23 protein-coding genes and 3 pseudogenes are annotated in these 22311 nt (G+C 58.3%); 10 read left to right on the top strand and 16 right to left on the bottom strand.

From position 1 onward, the window contains the following. Positions 1–221: 221 nt before the first annotated feature. From WGT02_RS25030 to WGT02_RS25010, 5 genes and pseudogenes are all read right to left on the bottom strand, one after another. Positions 222–947, bottom strand: a complete 726-nt coding sequence (locus WGT02_RS25030; protein ID WP_225040142.1) for a universal stress protein — start codon at positions 945–947, stop codon at positions 222–224. Positions 948–1160: 213 nt separating this feature from the next. After that, positions 1161–1483 (bottom strand): annotated as a pseudogene (locus WGT02_RS25025) (hypothetical protein). A 62-nt stretch (positions 1484–1545) separates the two neighbouring features. Further along, on the bottom strand, positions 1546–2550 hold the full coding sequence (locus WGT02_RS25020; protein ID WP_225040144.1) for a murein L,D-transpeptidase family protein: 1005 nt from the start codon (positions 2548–2550) through the stop codon (positions 1546–1548). 108 nt (positions 2551–2658) lie between these two features. Further along, positions 2659–3000, bottom strand: a complete 342-nt coding sequence (locus WGT02_RS25015; protein ID WP_208247240.1) for a hypothetical protein — start codon at positions 2998–3000, stop codon at positions 2659–2661. Positions 3001–3103: 103 nt separating this feature from the next. Beyond that, on the bottom strand, positions 3104–3277 hold the full coding sequence (locus WGT02_RS25010) for a hypothetical protein (protein WP_208247238.1): 174 nt from the start codon (positions 3275–3277) through the stop codon (positions 3104–3106). A gap of 178 nt (positions 3278–3455) precedes the next feature. Here WGT02_RS25010 and WGT02_RS25005 point away from each other — a divergent pair, with 178 nt between their 5' ends. After that, positions 3456–4187: a Crp/Fnr family transcriptional regulator gene (locus WGT02_RS25005; RefSeq protein ID WP_051166699.1), complete on the top strand. Its 732-nt coding sequence runs from the start codon at positions 3456–3458 to the stop codon at positions 4185–4187. Positions 4188–4541: 354 nt separating this feature from the next. Here WGT02_RS25005 and WGT02_RS25000 read toward each other — a convergent pair whose 3' ends face one another. Together WGT02_RS25000 and WGT02_RS24995 are read right to left on the bottom strand one after the other, a co-directional pair. Beyond that, positions 4542–5201, bottom strand: coding sequence for an alpha/beta fold hydrolase (locus WGT02_RS25000; RefSeq protein WP_225040146.1), 660 nt, complete (start codon positions 5199–5201; stop codon positions 4542–4544). 218 nt (positions 5202–5419) lie between these two features. Continuing rightward, the gene (locus WGT02_RS24995) at positions 5420–6091 is read right to left on the bottom strand and encodes an alpha/beta hydrolase (protein ID WP_339151211.1); all 672 of its coding nucleotides are present in this window, start codon (positions 6089–6091) and stop codon (positions 5420–5422) included. A gap of 1223 nt (positions 6092–7314) precedes the next feature. Here WGT02_RS24995 and WGT02_RS24990 point away from each other — a divergent pair. Beyond that, positions 7315–7974 (top strand): glutathione S-transferase family protein, encoded by a 660-nt coding sequence (locus tag WGT02_RS24990; protein WP_208247235.1) that lies wholly within the window; start codon positions 7315–7317, stop codon positions 7972–7974. Positions 7975–8219: 245 nt separating this feature from the next. Here WGT02_RS24990 and WGT02_RS24985 read toward each other — a convergent pair whose 3' ends face one another. After that, positions 8220–8840 (bottom strand): isoprenylcysteine carboxylmethyltransferase family protein, encoded by a 621-nt coding sequence (locus WGT02_RS24985; RefSeq protein WP_024316349.1) that lies wholly within the window; start codon positions 8838–8840, stop codon positions 8220–8222. Between the two features lie 453 nt (positions 8841–9293). Here WGT02_RS24985 and WGT02_RS24980 point away from each other — a divergent pair, with 453 nt between their 5' ends. Then, the gene (locus tag WGT02_RS24980; protein ID WP_208247233.1) at positions 9294–9632 is read left to right on the top strand and encodes a hypothetical protein; all 339 of its coding nucleotides are present in this window, start codon (positions 9294–9296) and stop codon (positions 9630–9632) included. Between the two features lie 333 nt (positions 9633–9965). Next, entirely contained in the window at positions 9966–10709 is a 744-nt protein-coding gene (locus WGT02_RS24975) for an outer membrane protein (protein WP_024316352.1), read from the top strand. A 302-nt stretch (positions 10710–11011) separates the two neighbouring features. On the opposite strand, the gene WGT02_RS24970 is transcribed toward WGT02_RS24975, so the two are convergent. Both WGT02_RS24970 and WGT02_RS24965 read right to left on the bottom strand, forming a co-directional pair. After that, entirely contained in the window at positions 11012–11257 is a 246-nt protein-coding gene (locus WGT02_RS24970) for a hypothetical protein (RefSeq protein ID WP_339151212.1), read from the bottom strand. A gap of 1052 nt (positions 11258–12309) precedes the next feature. Then, positions 12310–13059 carry an SDR family oxidoreductase gene (locus WGT02_RS24965; RefSeq protein WP_208247231.1) on the bottom strand — a complete coding sequence of 250 codons (750 nt, stop codon included), beginning with the start codon at positions 13057–13059 and terminating at the stop codon, positions 12310–12312. Positions 13060–13157: 98 nt separating this feature from the next. Between WGT02_RS24965 and WGT02_RS24960 the strand changes: the two genes are divergently transcribed. Continuing rightward, positions 13158–14063, top strand: coding sequence for an AraC family transcriptional regulator (locus WGT02_RS24960; RefSeq protein ID WP_208247229.1), 906 nt, complete (start codon positions 13158–13160; stop codon positions 14061–14063). 112 nt (positions 14064–14175) lie between these two features. On the opposite strand, the gene WGT02_RS24955 is transcribed toward WGT02_RS24960, so the two are convergent. Then, complete coding sequence (locus WGT02_RS24955) at positions 14176–14769, bottom strand: TetR/AcrR family transcriptional regulator (RefSeq protein WP_024317895.1); 594 nt, start codon at positions 14767–14769, stop codon at positions 14176–14178. 152 nt (positions 14770–14921) lie between these two features. On the opposite strand from WGT02_RS24955, the gene WGT02_RS24950 reads away from it, so the two are divergent. Continuing rightward, positions 14922–15320: a RidA family protein gene (locus WGT02_RS24950; RefSeq protein ID WP_208247227.1), complete on the top strand. Its 399-nt coding sequence runs from the start codon at positions 14922–14924 to the stop codon at positions 15318–15320. A gap of 403 nt (positions 15321–15723) precedes the next feature. After that, positions 15724–16164: pseudogene (locus WGT02_RS24945) on the top strand (DUF433 domain-containing protein); the annotation flags it as partial. Between the two features lie 441 nt (positions 16165–16605). On the opposite strand, the gene WGT02_RS24940 reads toward WGT02_RS24945, so the two are convergent. Continuing rightward, positions 16606–16857 (bottom strand): hypothetical protein, encoded by a 252-nt coding sequence (locus WGT02_RS24940; RefSeq protein ID WP_208247225.1) that lies wholly within the window; start codon positions 16855–16857, stop codon positions 16606–16608. A gap of 782 nt (positions 16858–17639) precedes the next feature. Here WGT02_RS24940 and WGT02_RS24935 point away from each other — a divergent pair. Both WGT02_RS24935 and WGT02_RS24930 read left to right on the top strand, forming a co-directional pair. Further along, complete coding sequence (locus tag WGT02_RS24935) at positions 17640–17816, top strand: hypothetical protein (RefSeq protein WP_341353397.1); 177 nt, start codon at positions 17640–17642, stop codon at positions 17814–17816. Between the two features lie 131 nt (positions 17817–17947). After that, positions 17948–18172: a hypothetical protein gene (locus tag WGT02_RS24930; protein WP_024317892.1), complete on the top strand. Its 225-nt coding sequence runs from the start codon at positions 17948–17950 to the stop codon at positions 18170–18172. Between the two features lie 66 nt (positions 18173–18238). Here WGT02_RS24930 and WGT02_RS24925 read toward each other — a convergent pair whose 3' ends face one another. Then, on the bottom strand, positions 18239–18487 hold the full coding sequence (locus tag WGT02_RS24925; RefSeq protein WP_208247923.1) for a hypothetical protein: 249 nt from the start codon (positions 18485–18487) through the stop codon (positions 18239–18241). 716 nt (positions 18488–19203) lie between these two features. Then, on the bottom strand, positions 19204–19596 hold the full coding sequence (locus WGT02_RS24920) for a hypothetical protein (protein ID WP_375679572.1): 393 nt from the start codon (positions 19594–19596) through the stop codon (positions 19204–19206). Positions 19597–19677: 81 nt separating this feature from the next. Here WGT02_RS24920 and WGT02_RS24915 point away from each other — a divergent pair. After that, a protein-coding gene (locus tag WGT02_RS24915) for an IS5 family transposase (RefSeq protein ID WP_112334169.1) occupies positions 19678–20441 on the top strand; the annotation gives its coding sequence in 2 pieces (ribosomal slippage) (positions 19678–19993 and positions 19993–20441; 765 coding nt in all). Here the strand turns inward: WGT02_RS24915 and WGT02_RS24910 are convergent. Beyond that, the gene (locus WGT02_RS24910) at positions 20401–20958 is read right to left on the bottom strand and encodes a TetR/AcrR family transcriptional regulator (RefSeq protein ID WP_225040148.1); all 558 of its coding nucleotides are present in this window, start codon (positions 20956–20958) and stop codon (positions 20401–20403) included. The two genes, WGT02_RS24915 and WGT02_RS24910, sit on opposite strands and share 41 nt — an antisense overlap. Positions 20959–21021: 63 nt before the next feature. Beyond that, positions 21022–22310 (bottom strand): annotated as a pseudogene (locus WGT02_RS24905) (alpha/beta hydrolase). Between the last annotated feature and the right edge of the window lies 1 nt (position 22311).

Raw genomic sequence — 22311 nt, 5'->3', positions numbered from 1 at the left:
ACAAGAGAGCGAAGCGACCTTCGAGTTCTAACCGGAAGAAGATTGGCCAAGTTGAACATCATTCCACGTTTAACGTGACCGCCAACTCCGAGTTGCCTGAAATAGTGGTGCTATGCAGGCATTTTGCCGAATCCCATCCTCGACGAACTAGCATCGATGGCTGTGCTGCGTATCGGCGTCACACTTGCTCGAAGGCCTCATCGAGCAAGTGTCCGGCCGATTTAGTGCGACATCAGGACCGGCATTGAAATGTTATTCAGCAGATCACGCGTCGCACCGCCGAACATATCTTCGAAAAGCGGCGAGTGGCCATAGGCGCCGCAGACGATAAGATCTGCGTTCTCACGGTCGAGGCCGGCAAATAACGCGCTGGTGAAATCGTTGTCCCCCGTGTTCCGCCATCCTGCCAGGGCTACCCCAACTCCATGCTGTTCGAGATGACCCTTTATCTCCTGGACGTCAGCATTTTTGTCGCTGTAGTTGCTCGCAAACACGAACAGAAAGACTTTGCGCGCGGCCTTGAGAATCGGCATTGCGTCGTGAACGGCCCTGGTTGACTCGCGGCTGAAATTCCAGGCGATGACCACCTGCTCGCCGATGGCGTCTTCTCCTGTCCAGCCCGTTGGAAGGACCAACATGGGAACCCCGGCTGTCATCAAAATTTCTTTGGGGATTGCTGAATTGGACAGATGGCGGTGGTCCGGATGCGGCTGTGTCGTTTCCAGAAGGTCCGCGCAATGGGAAAAAAGCTGCTCTGCGCTATGAGCCTCCGGCCGTGCCGCGTGATATTGGAAGCCAAGGCCAGCCTTCTGAACCGCGGCCTTGAATTCATCTTCAATCGCGAGCGCCTGATCGCGGCTCTCCCCCTTCAGTGCTTCTTTCGTGCTGACGTCGACGCCGATCAGCCTGGCTTGGTGCTTGGCGGCGATATTGATGGCGGTGCGCACACGGGCCGAGGAATCTGCTCCCGCGTCCAAATAGACAACGATATCTCTGTAGGCCATAACTTCCTCCATTCGCGGACGCAGGAGGGCCGAGCGTTTCACCTGCTCGCTTCTCTGTCGTAGGAGTCATCCAGCAGAATCGCAGTAAAGGCGAACCTCATCACCTTGAGCAGTTAATGTCCCTTGACGCTGCAGGTTCCGGACGACTGCAAAGAATTAAGTTGTAGCGATCCCTTTCTCGAAAGACACGGCATTGGGAAACAGACAGGGGTGATAGGCGCCGTCCGGCGACTCCCTGGTCTGTGCCGCTGGAATCTGGAAAACGTGTCTGCGCGTCGCCAGCTTATGGTCGCCCGGCAGAAGCGTCACTTCGTATACTTCCTCGCGGGGGCGGACGGTCTTCGACGAATCCGCTGGCAATCACCGCTGTCACCGTCTCCGTTGCAACAGAACGGCTCGCAGGTGAAGCCAGACGGCGCTTTATGGGCGTGGACGGCAGTGGCAAACGCCGTCACGATCACGACAAGCGTCATTTGCATGGCATCCTCGCTTTCATGTGCGTCGTGGAACGCGGCAGCGTCCACGATCCGGACAGGATTCGTCACTGCCTTCCGTCGAACGGGTCGGCCAGCGCCGCCACCGGGCGACTGATCGGATACTTGATGACGGAGACCTTCTCCGCGAGCTTGACGTCGCCGTTTTCCTTGAGAAGCGCACGGAAGCTCGGATGCATGCCGCCATCCTGGTAGGCGAGCGGCGTGAAGCTTTTGGCGGCAAGTTCCTGGTATTTCCGATCGTCGGCGGATGCCTTCGCGACGACTGCGGGGTCGGATTGATCGATGCGTTCCGGACATGCTGCGAGCGGATCGCCAGCGTCGCCGTCCTTGAATTCTGCGTCGAAGACGTACTTCCTGCCACAGGCGGCAACCTTGGGCTCGTGTCGCCGAACTTCGAAGATGTCGTAGCCTTGCTTGAGGGTCTTCCAGAAGGCGAAATTCGGGTCGTCGCGATGTGCCGCCAGGTTCTGCGGCGTCATGCGAAACGGATAGACCTGGACCTGGAACACCTGCTGTCCGCCTTTCAAGGCCTTCTCGACCACGGCGTAGATCTCACCGACGCCCTGATCGGTCAGCGCAAAGCAGCCTGACGACGAGCAGGCGCCATGTACCATCAGGGCCTCGCCGGAATAGCCAAGCGCGGCCTCCAGACGGTTCGGATAGCCGAGGTTGAAGGAGAGATAGAACTGCGATTTCGGATTGAGGCCTCCCATGGAGACACGGTAGAATCCCTCGGGCGCCTGTCGGTCGCCGGTCTTCGTCTTGGGGCCGAGCTTGCCGGACCAGCGACACATCGGATAGACCTTGAGCAAAGCGTACTTGCCGCTGCCGTTGACCTTCCAGACCTCCAATTCGCTTTCCATCTTGAAGATGCGGACGAGAACCGGACTTTCCGGCTTCATGCCTTTGGCCCGAATGCTGGCCAGCAGCTTCGGCGGTATGTCGTGCGACGCCTCGCCGAGACCGTCGAGCGACTGTACGCAGCCGCTCAGGACCACGGCGACGGCGGCAAGCGCCACCCCGCGAAGGTGCCGCCGGCCTGGGCCCATTTGATTCAAAATATTCAACAACGAAGATAAGCCACTGACGCGGCTTGCAAACATCGACACGCGCAAGATCATGCCCTTCCCTTTGGTCTGAAATTCGAGCGAACGGGATCAGTCGGAAGCGATGGGGGGACGCTGCTCGACAGGTTCGAGAGCGCCGGCAAACGCAACGGAAGCGATACCGGGAAACGCAACGGCATCGGGCTGCGAATAAAGGACTTCGGGAGCTTCTGCGACGATGCCGTCCTGCTGGCAGTGCGATCCCGAAACAGATCGGCCGTCACCGCGATGGTGTCCGTCGGAGGTCGAAGTGACACTGACGACAACCGGGTCGGCGTGGGCACGATCGACAGATGCGGCGATGCAGGGTGCGGCAAGCGAACCCAGCAGCATCATGGTCGCGACAAGGAGGTTGATCAGTAGGCGCATCGACTCGTTCTTGCGCAGGAGCATTCCTGCTTCAGTGGCGTCATAATGGTGACGTTCGCCTTTCCGGTCAACGAGAAGGCCCTAGTCTCCAATCTCAAGCTCTCTTGACCTTCCATGGCGGCAAGCCTCAACCGTCCGGATCGCGCAGCACGCTCGCAAATGGCACTTCGCGCACGAGATTGCCGGCGTCATCGAGGATGGCCATGGTGTGCCGGAGTATATCCCGCCCTTTCCGCGCCACGGCGGCGATCACGCGTCTGCCGTCGATGATCGCTTCCTGGGTCGCTGCATCCACGCCCACCCGCGTCCCTCGGGGTCGTCGATGACCTCGCCTCCAGCGCTCCCATATCGAAAGAAGAAGCGCATCCCGAAAACCCCTAGCATTGGACGAACCTCCGGACCGGTTGGCTGTTTCCTGGGACGCGAAACCTTCCGGTTAAAGAAGCGTTACCTTTTGTCTGCTCTTGCGAGAACTCGAGATGTCAATGATGCATGATGGGTTTCAAAACCGTGTCCTGCGCTCTCTTCCGGAACGCGAGTTAAACGTGCTCTCTCCGAACCTGATTTCTTGGAAGTGGAGTGACGGGGACGTCATATTCCGTGCAGGGCAAACAACCGACGTCGTGTTTCTACCGGACAACGGCATTCTCGCTCTTTTTGCTCGCGCGGGCGTCAAGAGCCTCGCGGTCGGCGCCGTCGGCAAGGAGGGCATGCTCGACGCGGCCGCGGTCGTGCTGGACACAAGACCGCGTTTCGACGTCGTCGCACTGACGCCGGGAAGCGGCCACCAGATCGAAATGGAACCGTTCCGGGAGCTTGCCGAGAGCAGCCAGGCTCTTCAGAAATCCCTGCTTGCAATCGCTGCCACGATGCAGGACGTGATTGCGTCTACTGCAGTCGCCAACGGTCATGGTTCCATCGAGCAGAGACTGGCTCGCTGGATCCTGATGTGCCAAGACCGCGTTGGCGACGTCTTTAGGATTTCCCACCGGGTTCTGGCGGAGGCCTTGGGCAGCCGGCGACCTGGAGTGACCGTGGCGCTTCACGCGCTGGAAGGAGATGGTCTAATCCGGTCCCGTCGGTTGGAGATCGAAGTTCGCGATCGGCGCGGACTCGAGATGGCGGCGGGCGCATTCTACGACGGCGCCGAGGCCGCGAGTGCGCATCCTAGGCAGGCTGGCGGCCAGGTAAGTTCGCACGGCCTATCATAAAGGGAAGCAAGCTGAAGAAGCCCGCTATTCCGCGACTGCCACCGGCTTCGCTTGTGGCATTTGAGACTAACCCTTGGGTCGTGTCATGGCCCAAGGGTGACCTTCAACAATCGATTTCGCTGCCGAACAGCGCTGCCTACTTCTCGTGTCGACTGAAATATGCCCTTGCGGGTGCGGCCACACCGGAATGGGCGTCACGTGCAAAATGGTACAGCTCGTTGTTGAACCTAATGGGGTTTTCCAGAAAAGGTGCGTGGCCCGTCGCGGAATACCACGATGCTGTGGCGCCAGGACATAATGCCAAAAGGCGCCGCCCCATCGCCGGCAGGACTACAGTGTCCTCTTGGCCCTGGGTCATAGGACCGGCACTGCAAGTGTGGTCAGTACCTCGTCGGAATCGATCTCGCGGGCCAGCAGAGCAGCCCGGATCTTCGCTGGCACGGCCATATTCCAGCAAATTGCCATCTCGAATACCTCGGAAGGCAGTTGCGAATATGTGCACCCGCGCACGAAATTGCGGATTGCTTCGATGTTGCTAGGCAAGTCGTCGCTCGTGGCACCAATGACATGATCGAGGAAACCCGAGCCGATCATGGTGCCGAACGCCGCCTTATTCAGCGTGATCGCCCCGCCCACGAAGTTGATGGCCGCAACATGAGCGATTCCATAGGCGCGGAGATAGTCGCAGATGATGAAGCCGGCATAGGACCAGCCCACAAGGACCGGACTCCTGAGATCAAGTTGATCTATGACAGCGGCGATATCGTCTGCCCAAAGCTGCGGTTCAGTATAATGTTCCGCTTCAAGGGGGGCGTCCGACATGCCGTGACCGCGCAGGTCCAGAGCTACGAGGCGAAAATCGTCCGCAAGCGTGCTTTCATACTGGTTTTTCCAGCACAGATGGTTCTGCGACCACCCGTGGATGAAGAAGATCGACGGCGCATCTTCGTTTCCCCACTCGCGAACGTGCAGTCGCAATCCTCCACCGCCGGTTACATGGTGGTGAACCTTCATCGTCATGCCTCCCTGTGAGCGTCGAATACAGTAGGAAGCATGCTATTACGCGCGCGTGAGAAAGAGCGTGGGAGGAACCGTTGAAAATGCGGGGCTAATCGTTGAAAGAGCGCCGCAGCCGAGGTGCGATAGCGCTTCAACGAGAGGCGCGGACATCTTGCTCAGGAGATAGCGGCTCGGAGGCAATCAGGTGCACGTCGAGGCGCAACAACCTGCGGCTACGTTGTTTCGGCGACGAACCGCCTTACTTCACGAACAAACTGGTCAAAGGCGGGTTCGTTGCTAAGGAGAACGTGGTTGGCGCTATCGAGATCGACAAATCGAGCCCCATGGATGCCGGTTGCAAACTCCCTTCCGCACTGAAAGGGAACGGCAGCGTCTTTTCTTGCGTGCAAGACCAGTGTCGGAACCGTCACCTGCGACAGGACGTCCGAAACGTCGATTTCCCCGAATGCGTCGTGCAGGCGACCGGCGTTGCCAGGCGACACCGAAATGCGCTGCAGTTCGTCAAACCAATCCATCTGCACCTGGTCGGCCCCTGGAATGAACATTGCTGTGAACAGATGCCGAAAAACCGGATTGTTCTGGCCCCATCCTTCCCGGATCAGTGCGGTCATTGCCTCATGGGTGGCTACCTCATGGCTGTCGCTTCGCTTCCGCCAGCCTTTTACAAATCCTCCGTAAAGAATAAGCCCTGAGACCCGTTCAGGATGTCGGACGGCATAGGCAACAGAGACGGCGCAGCTTTGCGATACACCCAGAAGTGTGAACCGGTCGAGTCCCGCCGCATCGACGACGCTCTCCAAGTCTGCAATCATCGCCGTAAACGAGATATCCTCGGCACCCCAGTCCGAAAGACCGGTGCCACGTTCGTCATAGCGTATGAGCATCGTTTTTTCCGAAAGGGCGTCGATCCAATGCCTCCACACCGGACTTTCCCAATCATACTGGAGATGCGACATCCAATGTGCGGCTCGCACGATCGGTGATCCGTGTCCACACACCGCGTAAGCAATCGTTACCCGGTCGGCGGTCTTGCAGAAGCGAATTTCCTGCGATCTCTTGCTGGACGTCAACGGTGGCGTTGGGAATTCCGATTCAAAAATCCGGGAGACGAGACCCGATCCTGGCCGGGAAAGCCGATGTGACTGCTTCGGAGCGGCGCCAGAAAACGGGATCGGCTCGGTCCCGGAGATTGAAGGCTCCGACCACTGCTCGGGCACATCGACGTCGGCAATCTCTTCGGTAAGTCTGTTGAGCACCAGGCAATGAACGTGCACTTGCTCGGGACTGTCTCGAAGGCGGCGGATGAGGGCGCGCAGAATTGCCATGTGCAGCCGAAGCGCTATATCTCGGTGATATAGCCGCCACGCTTCAAAGCTTGGGCAGTGCGGCAGGCAGAGGCCTTCGAGAAATTCACCGCGAAATGTCGTCGCAAGCGACTCCAATGCCTCCGTATCCAAGACGTGGAGATCAGCGGGTCGAAGGGAGGCCATGCCTCTGAAGTCCAAATCAACCGCCTGGGGCGTGAGGAAAACGGAATGGTGGTCCGCATGCAGACACTCATGACCTACGGTATTCACGATTGGCCTGAGTTTGTGGAGGCTCCACCTTAATGAAGCCCGAGGGTCGTCTGGAATTTCCCAGAACATCTTGCAAAGATGATCGCGACGCTGGGGTCTTCCGATGACGGCCAAATAGCCAAGAAGAGCGCGCGTCTTCTTCGACTGCGGCAGTGGCAGAAGCTGTCCATTCTGCCTGACGTTGAGTTCGCCCAATACCTGAATTGTTAGGTGGCCGACCATGGTACACCGGCTTGACGATAGTGTTCAGACGACAGCTTAGAACAATGCAGCTCAAGACGAAATCGGCTCTGGTTGCGGTTAGGCAATTAGCGGCAGGACCGCCATATGGGACGGACAAGATTCCGGCTCGGCAACCTGGCGCTTGTGAAGGCCCTCGGTCTACTTTCAGGGCGCAAGCTCGCAAAAGCAGACAATGAAACAGGGCAGCCCCTACGCACGGCCTTGCGGAATTGGCCACCGTGCTATCACGACCTTTGATCAAGAAGCGGGCAGCCGAAGAAAATCGCCCAAGCAAGGAAACGGATGCGATGACAATCACGATCACAGCATTTGAGCGATCGCCCGATGGCGGCAAGGGACTGGCGCGCGATACGCGCGTTCGCTGGGCGCTCGAAGAAGTGGGGCAGCCTTATCAGGTTCGTCTTGTTTCCTTCGCAGAGATGAAGGCGCCTGACCATCTGGCCATCCATCCCTTCGGCCAGATCCCCACCTATGAGGAAGGTTCTCTCTCGCTGTTCGAGACCGGCTCGATCGTCTTTCATCTTGCTGAGCAGCACGCGGGCCTGCTGCCGAAGGATCGCGATGCCAGAGCGCGCGCGATCACGTGGATGTTTGCCGCACTTAACACCGTCGAGCCGCCGGTCCTCGAATTAACGACGGCAATGATATTCGAAGGTGACAGGTCTTGGAGCAAGGAGCGCTTGCCATTGGTAAAGGACCGTGTTCGCGCTCGGCTGGACAAACTCTCGGCTCACTTAGGCGTCGCAGACTGGCTCGATGATGCGTTCAGCGCGGGCGATCTATTGATGGTATCAGTGCTGCTGCGACTAAGAATGTCAGGCATTTTGGACGAATATCAAAACTTGGCTGCCTATGTCGCTCGGGGGGAAGCTCGGCCCGCTTATATCCGGGCTTTCGCCGCGCAATTTGCGATCAACGCCGCATCAACCAGCTGCATTGGCTCGTAAAGCTGAGCCGATAGCAGGTTTGAAGTCAGCATGTGGCCGGGCATTTGACCAATGCTCGGCGCTTCCAGCTTGACCGCTTTTGACGTCAACGTCGGCAAGATAAAAACGGCGACGATTGGATCGTTTACCGACAGGCGGCATTCATATTGCGCCGAGTTCTGATTCGGGCTGGACATGAGCCGATATGACCTGACCGACTTCGAGGCGCGTGATCCGTCCGTTGCTACCCAAATCGCGACTGTACCTCACGGAATATAGAAAACCGCTCGGAGGTATCTCTCGTTGTGCAGGTACTCCAGCAGCTCACATAGCGGGATCAGTGCTACCAAGAAGAGTGCGTCACGGAACGCGGTATACAAAGCGGAAGTGCGGAATGTGACTTCTGCGTCGATCTTCATCAATAGCGGATTCGGCACGAAGAATGGAGTTCGTGCTGCATAGTCATCATAGGCAGAGCCGAATTTTGAGCTCAGATATTCGCTTTCGCGCCGCGCTGTGTATGCGAACAATAAAAAGAAAATTGGCACAAAAATGGCTGTGATCAATGCGGAACCGATCATCAATCCCACGCCCAGGATCGCCAGCATTGACGACACGTAAAGCGGATTCCTGGTTATCGAATACGGACCGGTGGTTATCAGGTGTCGGTTCTTACGATGGCCGATATACAGGGTTGACCACAGGCGGCCCAATACACCCGCGATGACGAGAACCACGCCAATGTTCTCAAACAGTTCATGCAACGCTGTTCCTGCATAAAGCGGACGAGAAAGGGATACGAGTACAAAAAAGGCCGTCGCTGTGAGCCAAAGCCCGCCGATGCGTCTTTTCTGAGAGAATGGTTTTTTTGTACTCGGCGCATCCATTAGAACGTCCCCTCTACCTTACGTCCCAGGTTGCCGTTTGCCGTTTGCCGTTTGCCGTTTGCCGTTTGCCGTTTGCCGTTGAAGTGATCACCGATCGACCAACCATCAGCAAACTACAAGGGTCGCGATTTCACGAAGCCCATTCGACTTGCGTTGAAGGCCAAAACGTAGGGCAATCCGCGATTGCAGCCGGCACATGCTTGCAACAAAGAGTCAATTTGAAATGACCGAAAGTCAATACGAACCGAAATACAAATGTGGAGAGACGTCAATCGGCCGAATTAGGTACGAAGCCGCAGGCTCGATGAGGGAGACATGGCAATGGAGCGGTCACGGGCCGAAGGTGAAAGAGCGGTTGCTACCGCAGCAAGGATTCGAGCCTACCGCTCGGGAAGCCTCGCGCATGGCCGAGGACTATTATGATCGGCTGACGGCCCACAACAGGCTGCACACATGAGACATTTGCTTGACGCAACGGAGCAATCCGTCGCCACGGAAAATTGGTATGCGGCTCTGATGCTCGCTTTAACGCTTCCGGACATTTGCTCGAAGGCAGACGGGAACGGGGAGAAGCGCTATGTCACCTGGGCAAGACAATCGGTTGAACCCGGCTTTACTTTTGACATTCTCGTACATGGGAATCAGGAGGCAAAAGAGGCGAGACTAGAGCTCTTGAGCCTCCTTCGGCTGTCGGACCGCACAGAAGAACAGATACCGCGGATGTCTGAGCTCAGCACCGTCATGGAAGAAACGAAGGGTGATCCCTTCGTCGTCACGATTTCTAACCGCTGAAGATTTGTACGCACTGCGGTGCGCCTGCTGTCACGCCGGGGGCCATGATATCCCAGAACAAATCGCTAAGAATGTCCTGTCGAGGGTCCCTACTGCGGCGGACGAATTAGTTGCTGATCGGAAGTAGGTCAGCATGCAGTAATCTCCAGGTTGCCGGTTCAGTGTCCGGCGCGCTTGTTGGTGGTCGCGAAGATGGCTGAGGTTGTGACAACTATGCAACGCGGTTTCTAATATAAGCCACATCGAATGTCTTTGTGGTCGAATTCGCGTGTTCGGCGAGCGTCAGAGTCCTAAGTTCGTTCGGCTGGCTCTCTTTCCACGAGGAAACCGTATATGCGTCGCACTCATCTTCTACTGGTCGCTCTTCTGTCCACCGTGTCCTTCACCGCAGCGCAGGCCGCCGATCTGGTTGCCCCAACCGAACAGCCGATCAACCCGGTAGTTCTGCCGTCGACGTCGGGGTTTTATATCGGCTCCACGAGTTCGGTGAACTTCCTCGACGACACCGGCTTCGACGTGTTCGGCGTCCGAGTGTCGACCGACTACGATGCTGGTTTCTACACCTCGCTTCGCGCCGGCTATGATTTCGGCGCGGCCGGCTGGGTGTCTCCACGGCTCGAACTCGAACTCGGTTATGGGACCGCGTCGGTCGACGAACATAGCGTTGCAGGTATCGGCAGCATCGCGTCCATCGACTCTTTTGGTGACGCGCGACAATTCCAAGGCTACGTCAACGGCTACATTGATGTCCCGTTGACAAGCGCCATCAAGCCATTTGTCGGCGGCGGCGTCGGCTTCATGAATCTGGAACTCCGCAAGCAGGGTGTCGCGGGTGTAGCCACGTTGATGGACGACAGCGACACGGCATTTGCCTATCATCTCGACGCCGGTGTCGGCATCGACATCCAGGGGCTGGGACTATTCACCAACACGTCACTGTTCCAGAACACCACCTTCGAAGTCGGCTATCGCTACACGGCGGCTGACGATTTCGACTTCACTGCTCGCGATGGCACCTCATCAAGCACGGATTTCACCAGTAACTCCGTTACGTTAGGCTTCCGCAAAAAGTTCTGACAGCTTTCCCAGCCTCCGCATGCAAACGCGGAGGCTCTCCCAAGGCGATCCCTCAGCGGGGAGGTGGTGAGAGCGTAGGTCGATAAAAGGGTATACCGAATAATTTGTCGGGCTAGACTAGTTTTAGCGTTTTCGTGGTTCGAATCATATCAAGCGGCGTCGGCGAGCTTGTATGACCAGGAATGACGGGATGGCGTTGACGTCTTCGATAGCGGCCATAATGCGTTCCTTGAGCTCATGTTTTGAGGTCACCCGGATGTGACGCGGGACGGAGCGGGCGAACTTGGAGAAAAAGCCCTCGATCAGGTTGAGCCAGGAGCCGTGTTTGGGCGTGAAGGTAAATTCGAAGCGGCCTGCCGGTCGTTTATCGAGCAGGCTCTGGTTTCTTTCGAGATGTGTGCGGAATGATTGTCGAGGATCAACTTGATGGCGGTGCCGGCCGGATAGGCGGCATCGAGCAGCCTGAGGAATTCGATGAACTCGCGGCTGCGGTGGTGGTGCTTGACGAGCGCGTGGACCTTGCCTGTCAGCAGGTCAATTCTAGCCAACAGGCTGAGCGTGCCATGCCGTCTATACTCAAAATCGCGCGCAAAGGTCGAATGGACGCCTGCACGAGCGGCAAATCCGGCGCCGTCGTCGAGGTTCTTCCGCCGGCCCTCATTTTACGGACGGCGCAAGACAAGGCTCTATGCGAGCCGGCATCGGATCAACGGGGAGTTTCGGCTAGGAAGGGTCACGCGGTTTTCATGCACGGGAACGGAGGGGCGCATCGGCTTCGCTGAGGAGAGGTTTTGGAGTCTTCCGAGGAGCTTTTATCATCCCCTCATTCCATCAGGCATTTCTTCCAGAGTCCACATTGCACTCGCGATCCTCGCCTCGGCCTACAACTGCGCCTCGACATGCGATCCAAGAAATTCCCAGCGAAGTCCAAAGGTCGCGGGCAAGATCATACACCTGTAAAACAGCACACTCATCTATCCGGCGCCGTCTGCCTTTCATGGGCTAAACTCGACAGCCCTTGGCTCTCAACTCTCGGCCGTTCATGAGGTCGACCAAGTCTTTGGCCTCATCAGCGGTCAAACAGTCCAAGGGAACGCCTTCGACAATTTCAGGACAACCGGTGAAGGTATCTATGACGGACCATTTCCCGTCGTAGACCAGACTTTCCTCAACCTGATACCTCAGGTGGGTTCTCTCGCAAGGCATCATCACGTCGCCTCCCCACGTCCGAGCTGGAGACCCCAAGCGCCGTCCGACGGCACACTTGGAGGTCTCCTGCCGGGGAAGCTTCCGGCGGGTCTTGGCTTGCAACGCAGCCCGCGTGGTCGGAAGTCTCCCTTTGGTCCCCTCGCCTTAAAGATTACGCTCTCCATAGAGGATGGCTAGTCGGACCAAAGTCCGAGGTGCTAATTTAGCTGCCTCAAACACAGCAACGTTGTCTTGCACCTGACGCAATCCCTTGCCGGAAGCTTCGCGCCGTTCGTCCAAGCGCGATCTCAGCAGTCAATCTCGGCTGCACCCAAACGAGGTTCGTGCGCTGCCCCCCATACTGGACGTGTGGAGAAATGGTCCTGGACTGTGCGTCGGCAACAGACAGGATCTAACCCGCCAATGCCACTGCATCAGCGCCCGCGGGAATGCGCAGCGGGCTGAACGGCTCGGTCGCGGCGCGCCATACGGCTTCGGCGACGTCCAAGGGCCGCGTGGCGGCGGATGATCGCTGCAGCTCCCATCCTGCAAAAACGCTCTGCACGAGGCCAGAATATGCCTCGGGGAAGCCGCCCCGGCTATGGACACTCGACCGCGCAGTCTCGCTGAAGCGAGTCTCAGGAGCCCGTCCCGGTATCACGAGGTGCGCGCGTATATCGAAGGCGGCGAGTTCCAGTGCGAGCACTTCGGTGAAGGCGTTCACGGCCGCCTTGCTGGCGGTGTAAACGGAGAGCAACGGAAGCGGCTTCAAGGTCACGCTCGATGTCACGTTCACGATGATGCCGCCCTTGCGCTGCCGGAACTGGGGCAGTACCGCTTGCGTCATCGCCATCGTGCCGAGTGTGTTCGTCTCGAAGATGTGGCGCAGGGTATCCATTGAGGTGCCTTCGAGGGCATTCAGCCAGCCGATCCCCGCATTGTTGACCAGCATGTCGATTGGGCCGGCATCTTCGATGGCGCGGCGAATGCTTTCGGGTTCGGTAACGTCGAGAGCCAGTATCCTCAGGTTCTCGGAGGAAGGCAGGATGTCCTCGCGCGGCGTGCGCATGGTCGCGATAACCTTCCAACCGCGATCGAGAAAGCATCTGGCGATTTCCAGGCCGAATCCGGACGAGCAACCGGTGATGAGAACAGTTTTCATGGAGTGTCCTTTCTGTTTTTTGTCTCCCCGGAAACTAGACCGCGCCCGCCGTACTTTCTATAATTGAAAGTCCAGTTATCGTTTTCAAGAGTCCGGAAATGACCGATCCTCTCGCAGAAGTAGTGACACTGCTGCAGCCGAGCGCGCCGCTGTCGAAGCTCGTCAGCGGCGCGGGTGCCTGGCGCGTCCATCGTTTGGAATCGGGTCAGCCGTTCTACTGCGTGGTACTGGAAGGGTCTTCTCGTCTCACTATCGAGGGACAGGAGCCGATCGAGCTTCGCGAGAGCGATTTTGTCCTCATCCCGGCGGCCTATGGTTTCACCATGTCGAGCCTTGAACCGGAGACATCGGGCGGCATCGATCCATTCGGCGTTAGGCAAATGGCCGGTGAAGTAAGGCATGGCAATCCCGACGGGCCGCCCAATGCCCGGTTATTGGTCGGCCATTTCGCATTCGGCTCGCCGGATGCGCCCTTACTGGTATCGCTGCTTCCGCAGTTCATTCATGTTCACGGCGAGGCGAGGTTCGCCACCATCGTTCAACTGGTCGGCGACGAAGCGCGTGCATTACGGCCCGCGCGGGATATGATCCTCGCACATTTGATGGAGGTCCTGGTCGTCGAGGCTCTCCGCTCGACGGCTGGCACCAAGGCCCCGCCCAGTCTCTTGCGCGGGCTGGCAGACACGCGGCTAGCTGCTGCAATTCGCCTTATGCACGAAAATCCCACGAGAGACTGGACCGTCGAGCAACTGGCGAAAGGGGCCGCGCTTTCTCGCTCGGCCTTTTTCGAGCGATTTCGCCGCGCCATGGGCGTCGCCCCCATGGAGTACCTGCTCTCGTGGCGGATGGCGCTGGCCAAGAACCTCCTACGGCGAAACGAAGGTGGCATGAAGGAAATCGCCGATCGCGTCGGCTATGGTTCGGCCAGTGCCTTCAGCGTCGCGTTCACGCGCTTTGTCGGAGTGGCGCCGACGCGCTATCTGCAAGAGGTCGCACCTAGGTAAAGTCGACTTGCTTATGGAATGACGGCTTTGCACCCAAGCGGAAGCTGCTGAAGCCCCTGTGGTCGCGGTCCCAACGTCGCGACCTGACAGCTCGATTTCAGCTAGCGGCGGGTTACAATGGCTTCGAAAGCAGCCCCGTTGCCAGGGAACGGAAAGCCTCCACGGCCTTCGGCAGCACATCCTGCGCGTTTTCGCTTGCGGCGACCCAGAGAGCGGCATTGAGCGCCGCACCGCTGAGAAGGCGGGCAACGACCTCCGCGTCAAGCGGCTTGAGGATGTCCTGTGCAATCAGCCGCTCCACCGCTCTCTTGGTGACTTGCAGGCAACTGTTCTGGCTAGGCCATTTCGAAGGATCACCCAACACCGCAGGTCCATCAAGCAGAACAATGCGTTGGACTTCGGGGTCAAGCGCCATCTCAATATAGGCGGCGCCCTCGGCCAACAGCCCTAGCCAGTCGCTGCCGGTACGGGCGCCGATCTCCTGCGCGCGCGACGCCATTTCCGAGTCGATTTGCTCGACAACCGCCGCAAGCAGCCCCTGCTTGTCTCCGAAGTTGTGGTAAAGCGCACCGCGTGTCAGACCGGCTTCGGCGGTCAACTCGTCCATGGACGCCGCAGAATATCCCTTTTCGGCGAAGGCTTTTCTTGCCGCCGCGATCAACTTGCCTCGGTTTTCTTCCTTTGTTTCGCTGCGTCGTTTCGCCATTTCATCTCCTAGTTCACATACGCGGCGTATATTAACTTGACATACGGCTCGTATGTGAATATTTAACATACATACCGTATACTAAATGCAGCGCAGGCTTGTGAAGCATCGCCCCGCGCTCATCGGTTCCAGATTCTAAGAAGGAAATCAGAATGACCCAGCGCGAAGCAATCTTTCCTGCAGACAGGCACGCACTTTATGAGGAGCATGGCTATTCTGCAGCGATCCGATCCGGTGATCTTCTGTTCGTGTCCGGGCAGGTCGGCAGCCGTGCCGACGGAACGCCAGAACCCGATTTCGAGCGCCAGGTTCGGCTGGCATTCGAAAACCTCAAGTCGACGCTGAGCGCAGCCGGCTGCACGATGGACGATATCGTGGACGTGACCACCTTCCACACTGATCCTGAAAACCAGTTCGAAACCATTATGGCTGTCAAGCAACAGATTTTCAGCAAGCCGCCCTACCCCAATTGGACTGCACTCGGGGTAAATTGGCTCGCCGGCTTCGACTTCGAGATAAAGGTCGTCGCCCGTATTCCAGCAAATACCTGATGCCGCCAGACGTCCGGCGTCGGGGGAAACGGCCATCTCCTGTCACACGAGCATTCCCATAACCGTGCGCTTGCGGCGGAATTTGCGAGGCCCCCGATGACCCGTTGTTCGCCCTCGCCATGCATTCCCTCAAGCACGACGCCGCTCTTTGTGAGCTTGAGCACCTCCTCCACCCGAGGAGGCAAGCGCCGCAAAAGGCCCCCTTTCTTTTTGCTGGGTACTCAGATTATTAGTTCCAAACTTTTTTTGGTTGGCTAATATGCCGCCCATGGCAGCCGAACGGTGCGACTTAACAGGGCGCAGCGGGGACCGAGCATCCTGTATGGGACGAAATCTCGAATGCCAGAGGGAGGGAAGCCTAGGGCTCTCTGGAGGCAACACCTAAGCTTCCCTTCCGCCGCCATCAATCCTATCTGCCGAACGCCCCAAGCGCCTGTTCGATACCATCGATCAGAACCCAGAAGCAGATACGGTCAGTGCGGACGACGACCCGATCGTGGATGTTGCGCGCGCCGTTAACAATTGGCCGCGCGCGGAAGCGCTTCGAGAACCTGAACAGAGATGATCCAGAGCGTCGAGGCAATCATGGGCGGCGAGCCAGTTTACGGGCGTTCCCGTGAGGGTGATTGGGGCGATCAAGGCGCAGGGTGCAAGTACCGACACGGCGCAGGGTGCAAGTACCGAGGAAATTGTCGGGGGCTCCGTCGCTTACCGCGCGAATGGTGGAACTTGCCGAAATCTGGGCTGCGGCTCACCCGGGGGCGGCCGCAAGCTGTCGGAGTTGGGCCTGACCGTGAAATCCACGAAGCGTTTGCGTCTTCGAAGCGAAGCCCCTTCCGAAACTATCCAAAAGGATAGTGCGAATATTCTCACGAACGATTCACTTTCTGGTGCGGCAGTGGTTTTCTATAAGCGCCTAAAAAAGGAGTTTCCCATGGAAACCCAGACATACAGCGTTCACAAGAACCTCAAAGAGGAAGCCACCGGGCGGGAAGCCGTGGTCAACGGATCTGTCTTGGACATGCTCACTGCCGAAGAGGCCGAGGAATTGGCCGGCGCGTTGAACCGAGATGAAGAGCAAGCGTTTCTATTGGTCGCCTGAAGTGACGAAACGGGCGCGCCACAATCGGCCCAGAAGGGTGGCAGCCTCCCTGGGCTTTCCCCTGCCGTTTAACCGACTGGCATGACGTTCTTTCGCAGTTTTTCGTCGACCTTACCGAGGGGCCGCATAACAGCGAGGACATTTGAGTTTTTGACCTCAAATGTTCCCCGCACGGTTGATCCGTCAGTCGGCTTTTTCGAAAGTCAGGCGATAGACGCCTCCGATCTCGAACTCGTCGATTGCTGCCCGGTTGGTAATGGTCATGGAAAGCTCGCCTTGCGGCGTCCACTTCGACCAGTCGCCATTGCCCTCGGGCAGACCATGTAGATAGTCGCCGAAAGCGCCGTTCATCTTCACTTCGACGTTGACGTCGGCTGGGGAGTTGGTTGCGCGATGGTTGATTTCGTTCACATAGAACATTGCCTGTACGCTCATGCGTCTTCTCCTTTGTTGGTCCGGATGCCGCCGGGCTCGGATACCAGAAGACCCGCCTCGGAGAACCTGTGGTGGTCAGAAAGCCAGATTTTGCTTGCTATTCAGCGACTAATGACTGCTAGCTCTCCTTTCACTAGGAGAGCTAGCAAATGGCCAAAGGTCAGGTACGCGGCAACAAGGAAGCCAGGAAACCTAAGAAGGACAAGGCCGCTACAAAAAGCGCCTCACCCACATTGGGTTCTCAGGTCAAGGACACCGTTAAGAAGTGAACCCGGGCAGGCGACGGTCAAACGCCTGCCCCAGGGAGCGCCCACCATATCCCTTGTCCCGGCGGCAGGGATGACTGGCAGCTGGGCAGAGCGGCCACCCAGTCTTACCGCAGCCATGCTATTTGCAACGATGCCAGACCGAACGTTACCGCTACCAAGGCGAGATAGACGGCCCATGCAGCAGCGTTGCGGACAGGACGAGGTAGGCGAGCCAGACGATTTTGCAGGCGATATGCAGCGCCTGATCCTGGGCGAAATTTGTCCTTCCGCGCACCTTCGCCTCGTCGATGAACGTATGAGCCAGCCATTCTGCTAACCCGAGCCATATGTTCGCTGTGACCACAGCCACGCCGCGATAAGGTGATAAATGCGCAACGGGCCGGATTGTTTCGCATCTGATCCCTGTCCCGGGGCTGATAGGACCGGCAGACGGCAAGAACTATCGCCGCACAGTCTTTGAGAGCAGTATCTCCTCGGTGCAGTGCCCCGATCGCCAAGCCGACAGCGGAGGAAATGATGAACGACGACGAGATAGAACGGCTCGCCAAATCTCTATGGGAGCGCGAGAACCACTCTAAACCGTGGGTGACGCCGACCTCTCCCCGCGTGCTCAGCCAGGACGTCGATACCAGCGCCACGGAAGAGGAGCGCAAGCTCTACCGAGATCGGATCCGGCACGGCGATCGCTAAGCGGGGTTAAAGTTCTGCCAAGAGTTTTCTCTGGTAGCTGCTGAACCCACAGGACCGCCGTACCTCTTGAACCCTTCCAAACCTCCTGCGTTTTAAAGCGCGAAGAGCGTTTTTCGTCCCGGAGGAATGACATGAGGCTTGTGCAATTGACCTTGATTGGGCAGGCGGCGATGCCTGTCTTCATAAACCCGGATCAGGTGGTGTCGTTGGTGGCGCTTCCGGACCGAACGCAGATCGTCACGACGGCAACCAGCGCCCACGGAGCGTCGATTGTCTACGATGTGACGGAGCTGGCTGCGGAAGTCATACGACGGCTGACGACAAATGCCGCTGTCGCCCCACCAGGGCGAGCCTGAGGCAAAAAAAGCCCGCCGACCCGCTAAGGCGGCGGGTTAGAAGCCTATCGAATTGCGATTGAGAACCTAGCGAGAACGGTCCGGTTCGGTCTCGTCAAAATTGACATCCCAATCCTTTTCTGGCCCCTCAGTTCCGGGCGGAGTGCGGTTGCCGGTTACATCTTCGGACCCGGTGATCACAGTAGGCTTCGCACTCGCGACTCCACTGCTTTCCCCGTCGGCGCGCGATTTCGCAAACTGGCCCTTCGCGTCCTCGTTAGTCTTGAGGGCGTCAGACGGCCGGCGTAGTTCCGGATCCTGGTTGTTTTCGCCCACAGCGTCTCGATCGACATCCGGATCATCTTTTGCAGGAAGGTAACCGCGTGGCCGGTTCTTCTTGGGGCCTTCCCAGCGTGGCGACTGATCAGTTGTGCCAGGTGCGCCGGCTTTTGGTGAGTTCATACCCATCGTTTGATCTCCTTTTCTGGAGGTCAAAGCTTTGTGGCGTTGAAAAGTTCCTCTGGTCTTGTTCGGGAAAGCGAAGCTTCCGATTGTTGCCCTACGGACCCGAAGGCGAGGCTCTCACAAGGTCTTTGCGCCACCCTTAACCGACCACGGCTATCTTCGGCGGCCGTCGCCTACCACGAATGTCGCAGCCGCAATGCCGCCGCGCTTGCTCGAATTGGTGCCGGGGCTACCCTCCCGGCTTGACCGCCGGCGCTGGTTGCTTGCGGATACAGCGCTTCTGATGTCGGGGGCGCAGCCGTTTCCCCTGGTATTCTATGCCACGTTAGACCGGTTTCGTGGGCGTCTCTTCGCTCTCGGTGGCCCTTCGATTGGCGAGCAACGAATCCAAAGCCCTATGTTCCGGGCCGAACGGCCGCTGGTTCAAAAATGAGGTCACCGCAGTTGTCGTTTCATGACCGCCCGACGATGGGTTGCCCCGGTGAACAACAACTTCTTTGTTGGATACATTGTCGATGCCTAGAAACCACCGATCACCATTTGTGCTGGACGCAAATTCTCTTAGATTTTCCAAGTTAATACTCCTTCTAAAGATAGAAATAGAGCGTGGAACTGGAATTACGATGAAATACTTCGCTTCGGCTGCATGGATTTGCCGCTCCTCGACATGCCGGGTTTCGATTACTCTTCGCGAAGCGAGAGCAGGTCGATGTGCGGCTTACTAGCTCAGACCGCTGAACGATCCATGCACCAACGCCACGCCCATTCAGAACACACTTGGCACGGTGTTTCGGGCGGTGGTGTCCGAGGTGGTCGTCAGGGCGCTTCTGCCGTTTCCCGAGCTTCGGCTCATCGAACTTCACCCGCTCGTAGGGGATCGACTTCAGAAGGTGAGTGATGCAGTTGATGCGCGCCGACTTCTTGTCGTTCGAGTTCACGATCCACCAGGGCGCGTGTAGCGAGTCGGTCGCGCGGATCATCTCGTCATAGGGCGTAAACCCATTAATGTTCTTGGCGTTTTGCGTGCCTCGTGATTCAAGGCTTCCGAATGAGGAGCCATGATGACACGCCGCCGCTACGAACTCACGGACCAGGAATGGTCGATTATTTCGCCACTTCTTCCCAACAAGCCGCGCGGCGTTCCCCGTGTCGACGACCGACGGGTGTTGAATGGCATCCTTTGGCGCTTCCGAACAGGCTCTCCTTGGGCGGAAGTTCCTGAGCGGTATGGGCCGCCAACCACCTGCTACAACCGCTTCGTCCGCTGGCGGAAGGCTGGTGTCTGGGATCGGCTTCTTGAAGCGGTTTCAGAAGCTTACGATGGCGACATCGTCATGATCGACTCGACCTGTGTTCGCGTTCACCAGCACGCGGCCACGGGAAAAAAGGGGATCAAGACGATGGTGGCATGGGACGTTCCCGCGGCGGGCTCACGAGCAAAATCCACGCGCTCGTCGATGCTGAAGGTCGGCCCGTCACGCTCCGCCTGACCGGCGGGCAGATTGCTGATTGCACTGAAGCCGATGCGCTGACTGACAGCCTCGGCGAAGGCGACATCCTGCTTGCCGACAAGGGCTATGACAGTAACGCCATCCGGGCTAAGGCGGCCGCGCGCAAAGCCTGGGCCAACATCCCGCCCAAAGCAAATCGGACGGGCTCCTTCTCATTCTCGCGCTGGGTTTATCGGCAGCGAAACCTCGTGGAGCGGTTTTTCAACAAGATCAAACAGTTCAGAGGTATCGCCACACGCTACGACAAGCGCCCGGAAAACTATCTCGCCGCTGTCAAACTTGTCGCGGCGCGGATCTGGTGTCAGAGTTTATGAGTCGACGCCCTAGGCCTTGGTGTAATCCCACCAGCGATGATAGCTCTCGAGATCCATCGCCCTCCCGACGGGAGATGCGGTGTGCCTCCAGACGGCAGGGGCGGTGGACCGCCGGGCGGCGGTGCAAACTGACCGAAGGCAGCGTTCCGACGTCCAACTCTGCAGCGAGAACAACGAGGTTGAACATTTGGCGGTCGCCGTGACATGCCTTCAGCATCGAGTGGTGTTGCCCGAGCACGTGTTCTTGGAGGCGGTCCGCGGCATTGAGGCTATCGGTAGATACGGCGGGGAAGCGCACATCGGTTTGGAAGAAATTTTCCGCGACGGCATTCCATATCGTAGCTTTGGAGGGGAAGATTTTGTAGACGCTGGCTGGGGACTTCCCAAGAAGCCGGGCGATGTCGGCGACGTTTGTCTTCGACGGCCCGTACAGCCGGCACGCTTCCGTGCCGGCTTCGATGATCCGGGATGCGTATTCAGCTCGCGGCGGGTGTCTTACAATCGTTCCAACTTCCATTTGCCAATCTATCGAGTCCTAGCTGGACGGGGTTTCAGACTTCGGGCTACGCCGCTTGAAGGTTCAGTACGAAATCTGCCCATCCTTGATCGTTCCGCCGTCGGAGGAGAGCTCCTCCTTCAGGATTTCTCGTGCTTCAGGGCTGATGACCGCGACTGGCGCCGCCACGGCAAGACGCGCAGCCGAGCCGGCGAAATTGGCCGCAGTCACCCCGATCTGATCGGCAACGCTTGTCTTTCCGCCCTCCAGGCTCTGCCCGGCCAGCCGCCGCCCGAGCAGGCGCACGATCTCGGGACTGTCGGCGAAGGCATTGTGGCCGAGCGGATCGTTCGTCGCGATGGCGCTGGTGTCGATGACGGAAACGCCGAGTTCGTCGAGAAGAGGCGCATAGGGTCTGAGATCGGACCCGCCGACGCGGCTGACGCCACCAGATAGCCAGCTCGACATCTCCAGCGCCTTGTCGCGCGTCGACGTCAAGATCACAAAGTGCGGCCGCTTCGGCCCCATCTCGGTGAACTGACGGCGAAACACGTCGATGTCGATGTCCGGCGATGCGAGAACGACGTTCTTGACCTTCGCCGGGATTGATTTCTCGCGCATGGCGACGCCGCGAGGGCCTCGGCCGCGAGCCAGCCGCCCATGGAGTGAGCGAGGATCGTCACATCGGAGACGTCGGGACTTTTGACCGCCTGGAGGATCAGATCCTCCAAAGCCCTGCGCGAATAGTTTGCGCTCTCCTTGTCGTAGAGGTAGTCGAAGACACGGCCCCTTGATGGCCAAGTGAAGAGGATCGGTGCGGCGTCGGTTCCCGAGTCATGGACGATCTGCGCGAAGCGGAAGACAGCATCGGCGTAGGTGTTGTTGAAGCCATGCACGAAAATGATGACCTGATGCTTCGTGTTTCGATTCTTCCGGTACCAGTCGAAAGCCTGGCCCTCGGATTGCACCTTGGCAACCTGCGTGACCGCAAACTCCTTTTGCGGGTTGGGCGGCATGCGGGACGGCCACTGCACCTCTCCGATCTTGCGGTTCCGGTCGGGCGGGACGGACACATCGACGCTATTGAGGGAAATCGCCGTCCCGCGGTCGCCGGAAAAGAGTTTGCCGGGATCCTCCGTAGGCTTACGTGTCGTGGCGACGAGCATGGTGACCCGGCTCGTGCCGGTCGGGGCCACGGCGAGAGGCTGAAGGACGTTCTGCGCCCGATTGGCGCAACCCGATGTAATGAGAGACAGGGCCACGAGGACTGAGACGGTTCTGCACGCGCAATGAATGGCGGCGATCGTCGCAGTGAGGCTGTATCCGGTGAGACCCTGGGCAATGCGCCCAGGGATCGAGAGCGATGTCGTCATC

The organism is Rhizobium sp. T1470 (assembly GCF_042140505.1).
In the GTDB taxonomy this organism is placed as follows: domain Bacteria; phylum Pseudomonadota; class Alphaproteobacteria; order Rhizobiales; family Rhizobiaceae; genus Rhizobium; species Rhizobium favelukesii.
This window is presented reverse-complemented; position numbering and strand designations above follow the sequence as displayed.